A 3,949-nucleotide genomic window follows, 5' to 3' on the forward strand; every position below is an offset into this window, starting at 1 on the left:
GCTGTAGGCCAGTCCACCGCGCGGCACATGCACGCCGTGACGGGCAAGCAGTTCCTTGGCCTGGTATTCGTGAATGTCCATTTTGTCCTCCCGGTAATTGTCAGTGCGTCGCAGTCTGGCCGGCGCGCTCGATCGCCTCGTTGACCACCAGCACATTGCGCGCCATGCGTTCCGAAGCGGCGTCGATCATCTTGCCGTCGAGCGCTGCCGCGCCCTTGCCCTGCGCCTCGGCCTCCTTCAGCACTTCGAGGATGCGCCTGGCGCGGGTCACCTCCTTTTCCGGCGGCGAGAAGACGTCGTTAGCGAGCGCAATCTGCGAGGGATGGATCGCCCATTTGCCTTCGATGCCCAATGCCGCAGCGCGCCTTGCGCCAGCGATGTAGCCCTCAGGGTCGGAGAAATCGCCGAACGGGCCGTCGATGGCACGCAGGCCGTAGGCCCTGCAGGCAACCGTCATCCGCGATAGAGCGAAATGCCACTGGTCGCCGGGATAGTCGGGGTTGAGGCCGCCGATGTTGACGGTGCGCGCCTTGCAACTCGCGGCATAGTCGGCGACGCCGAAATGCATCGCCTCCAGGCGGCCTGATGTAGCGGCGATCGCTTCGACATTTGCCATGCCGAGCGCCGTCTCGATGAGGGCTTCGAGGCCGACGCGGGTCTTGTAGCCCTTGGCCATCTCGATCTGATTGACCATGGCCTCGACCATGTAGAGGTCGGCCGGAACGCCGACCTTCGGCACCAGGATGGTGTCCAGCCGGTCGCCGGCCTGTTCCATCACGTCGACCACGTCGCGGTACATGTAGTGCGTGTCGAGGCCGTTGATGCGCACCGAAACGGTCTTGCCCTTGGCGCGCCAGTCGATGTCGTTAAGCGCCTGGATGATGTTCTTGCGGGCGCGTTCCTTGTCCGGCGGCGCCACCGCGTCCTCGATGTCGAGGAAGACGAAGTCGGCGGCGCTGTTGGCCGCCTTGTCGATCATCTCGGGACTGGAGCCGGGGACAGCGAGTTCGCTGCGCTGCAGCCTCAGTTTCTTCAGATGGTTGATGGTGTGGCTCATGGCGTGCTCCCGGATCAGGCGGCTTCGGCGATGGCGGACTGCGGCGAGCGGCGGAAATGCGCGATCGCGGCACCGACACCGGAACCCGGCGCCAGCTTGACGCCGCAGTCGAGCAGCGCCAGTTCGGCGGCGGACAGTGACGCCAGCACCATCACCTCGTTCAGCCAGCCGAGATGGCCGATGCGGAAGACCTTGCCCATCACCTTGTTGAGGCCGCCGCCGAGCGACGTCTGGTAGGTGCCATAGGCTCGCTTGACGACGTCGCCGCTGTCGATGCCTTCCGGCACCAGGATGGCGCTGACGGTGTCGGAGTGCCATTTCGGCGCCTTCGCGCAGAGCTTCAGGCCCCAGGCGTCGACCGCCTTGCGCACGCCTTCGGCGAGGCGATGGTGGCGGACGAAGATGTTGTCGAGCCCTTCTTCGGCGATCAGATCGAGCGAGGCGCGCAGGCCGCGCAGCAGTTGCGTCGCCGGCGTATAGGGGAAATACCCGGCGTCGTTGGCGCGGATCATGTCCTCGAACGAGAAGAAGCAGCGTCGGTGGGAGGCGACCCTGGAAGCGACGAGCGCCTTCTTGCTGACTGAGAGGAAGCCGAGGCCGGCTGGCAGCATGAAACCTTTCTGCGAGCCGCTGACGGCGCAGTCGACACCCCATTCTTCCTGACGGAAGTCGATCGAGCCGATCGACGAGACGCCGTCGACAAAGAGAAGGGCAGGGTGGTTCGCCGTGTTGAGCACGGCCCGGCAGCCGGCGACATCGCTGGTGACGCCGGTCGCGGTCTCGTTCTGCGTGCAGAAGACTGCCTTGATGCGGTGTGCCTTGTCCGCCTTCAGCCTTTCCGCGTAGAGGTCGAGCGGCACACCGGTTCCCCACTCGCAGTCGATAACGTCGACCTCAAAGCCAAGGCGCTCGGCCATGTCGACCCATAGATGCGAGAACTGGCCGAAGCGCGACATCAGCACGCGATCGCCGGGGCTAAGCACATTGGTCATGGCTGCCTCCCAAGCGCCGGTGCCCGACGACGGGTAGATGAAGACGCGGCCGGTTTCGTTCTTGAAAACCTTCTTGATGTCCTCGAACAGCGGCAGGGTGAGTTCAGGGAACGAGGCGGCGCGCATGTCCTCCATCGGCAGGTTCATCGCTTGCCGGACCTGCTCCGGAATGTTGGTGGGTCCTGGAATAAAAAGGTGGGTGAACCCAGCCATGCGCGAACTCCTCCGATGTTAGAGATTATGGAGGGGAGTGTCGTCTCGGCGGCGAGGAGCAACAACACCTTGGCGGGTAAGTTCTCGCCGCGCCCGGGTGGGGCGAGCCTACCCACTTGGCCCTACCCATTGGGCCTACCCATTGGGCCTACCCATTGGCCTACCCGGTCGTCCTACCCGACAGGCAGCCTGGGAGTGCGGCGCTTCTCGCTCGAATAGAGGGCGACTGCCATCGCCCGGTTGCGGACGTCAAGCTTGTCGTAGAGATTCTTGAGGTGGTATTTCACCGTATTCTCGGAAATTCCCGTGCGCGTCGCGATCTGAAGATTGGTCCAGCCGTCGGACAGTACCGCCAGCAGCTCGCGCTCGCGCACCGTGAGCTGCGCCAAAGGCGTGTCGTTGACCTTGTTGATGTCGATGTAGGGGATGCAGATGCGGCCATGCGCGACCGCCAGGATAGTCTCGAAGATAATATGCGGATCATCGAACTGGAAGCAGTAGCCCTGAGCCCCGAGCCGCACGCATTGCTTCAGGATGCCGATGTCATGGTCGTTGGAAAACACCGTGATACGCATATCGAGCTTGCGGCTCTGGACCTCGGCCAGAACATCCGCGCCGTCCATGTCGGCGAGCCTCCAGCCGATGACGGCGACATCGAATTTGGTCTTCGTCGCCAGTTCCAGGAGTTGCTTGCCGCTCTGCACGGCGCTCAGCAATTCGAAACGTCCGTCGCATTCCAGCATTTCGCGCAGCGCCGATATGACAAGCGGATTGCGCTCGGCGACAACGACGCGAACGCGTTGCTGTCCTGATGTGACCTCGTTCGTTGTCGCCGACCTTGCGCTCAAGGGCTTCCGTTCTGGACCGGTTGCGGACATGGGCGGATCCGGCTGATATCCGGACCCTGTGCCACGACAATCGCCGCAACCGCACAAGGGTGCTCTTTCCCCAGCGACATGTGCTGTCGCGTCCCCTGAACCGGTATCCCGTTGGTTTGTGACAGGATCGGCATTCCAGGTCGGGCATCGGCAATACCGTCTCTCGGTGAAGGGAAGCAGGTAGGAGAGTGTGCATTTCGTTTGATATTCCGAGCGTTAGAGCGACAAATTCCCAAATCGATTCATGTTGCCGCGCTATCTCTGGAATGAGCGTCGGATTTTCCCAAAACCGGTTTCCACTTTTGGGTGCGATGCTCTAGACCTGATTTGCACCTTTTCCGGGATTGCGATGGCGGGAGGCGCTGGTGGAAGGCGAGCACGAACGGACGACCGGCGCCAGGGCCGCCGAGGAGCATCACGCCGACATCTATGGCGAGGACGGCGCCGTCCTTTCGTCCTTCCTTGCGCGGATTGGCGCGGCGATCGCCGACCGCGATACGCTGACCCTAAAGCATGAAGTCGACGACCTGCATCAGTCGGAACTCGGCGACCTGCTCGAGGCGCTGCATCCCGAACAGCGCCGTGCGCTGGTCGAACTCTTGGGCGCGGATTTCGACTTTTCCTCGCTGACCGAGGTCGACGAGGCGATCCGTATGGAGATCGTCGACAATCTGCCCAATGCGCAGATCGCCCAGGCGGTGCAGGAGCTCGATTCCGACGACGCCGTCTACATTCTCGAAGACCTCGAGAAGGAAGACCAGGACGAGATCCTGTCGCAGCTGCCGTTCACCGAGCGGATCAGGCTGCGC

3 protein-coding genes and 1 pseudogene are annotated in these 3,949 nt (G+C 62.9%); 1 reads left to right on the forward strand and 3 read right to left on the reverse strand.

The window, feature by feature from the left end; genetic code table 11:
* Positions 1–100: 100 nt before the first annotated feature.
* The 3 genes from EN935_RS25585 to EN935_RS25595 form a co-directional block, all read right to left on the reverse strand.
* The gene (locus EN935_RS25585; protein ID WP_109667929.1) at positions 101–1,057 is read right to left on the reverse strand and encodes a CoA ester lyase; all 957 of its coding nucleotides are present in this window, start codon (positions 1,055–1,057) and stop codon (positions 101–103) included.
* Between the two features lie 14 nt (positions 1,058–1,071).
* The gene (locus EN935_RS25590) at positions 1,072–2,262 is read right to left on the reverse strand and encodes an aminotransferase class V-fold PLP-dependent enzyme (protein WP_127265788.1); all 1,191 of its coding nucleotides are present in this window, start codon (positions 2,260–2,262) and stop codon (positions 1,072–1,074) included.
* Positions 2,263–2,435: 173 nt separating this feature from the next.
* The gene (locus EN935_RS25595; RefSeq protein ID WP_245462868.1) at positions 2,436–3,110 is read right to left on the reverse strand and encodes a response regulator transcription factor; all 675 of its coding nucleotides are present in this window, start codon (positions 3,108–3,110) and stop codon (positions 2,436–2,438) included.
* A gap of 395 nt (positions 3,111–3,505) precedes the next feature.
* Between EN935_RS25595 and EN935_RS25600 the strand changes: the two are divergent.
* Positions 3,506–3,949, forward strand: a pseudogene (locus tag EN935_RS25600) (magnesium transporter); the annotation flags it as partial.

The sequence above is a fragment of the Mesorhizobium sp. M7D.F.Ca.US.004.03.1.1 genome, from assembly GCF_003998635.1.
Classification (GTDB): domain Bacteria; phylum Pseudomonadota; class Alphaproteobacteria; order Rhizobiales; family Rhizobiaceae; genus Mesorhizobium; species Mesorhizobium loti.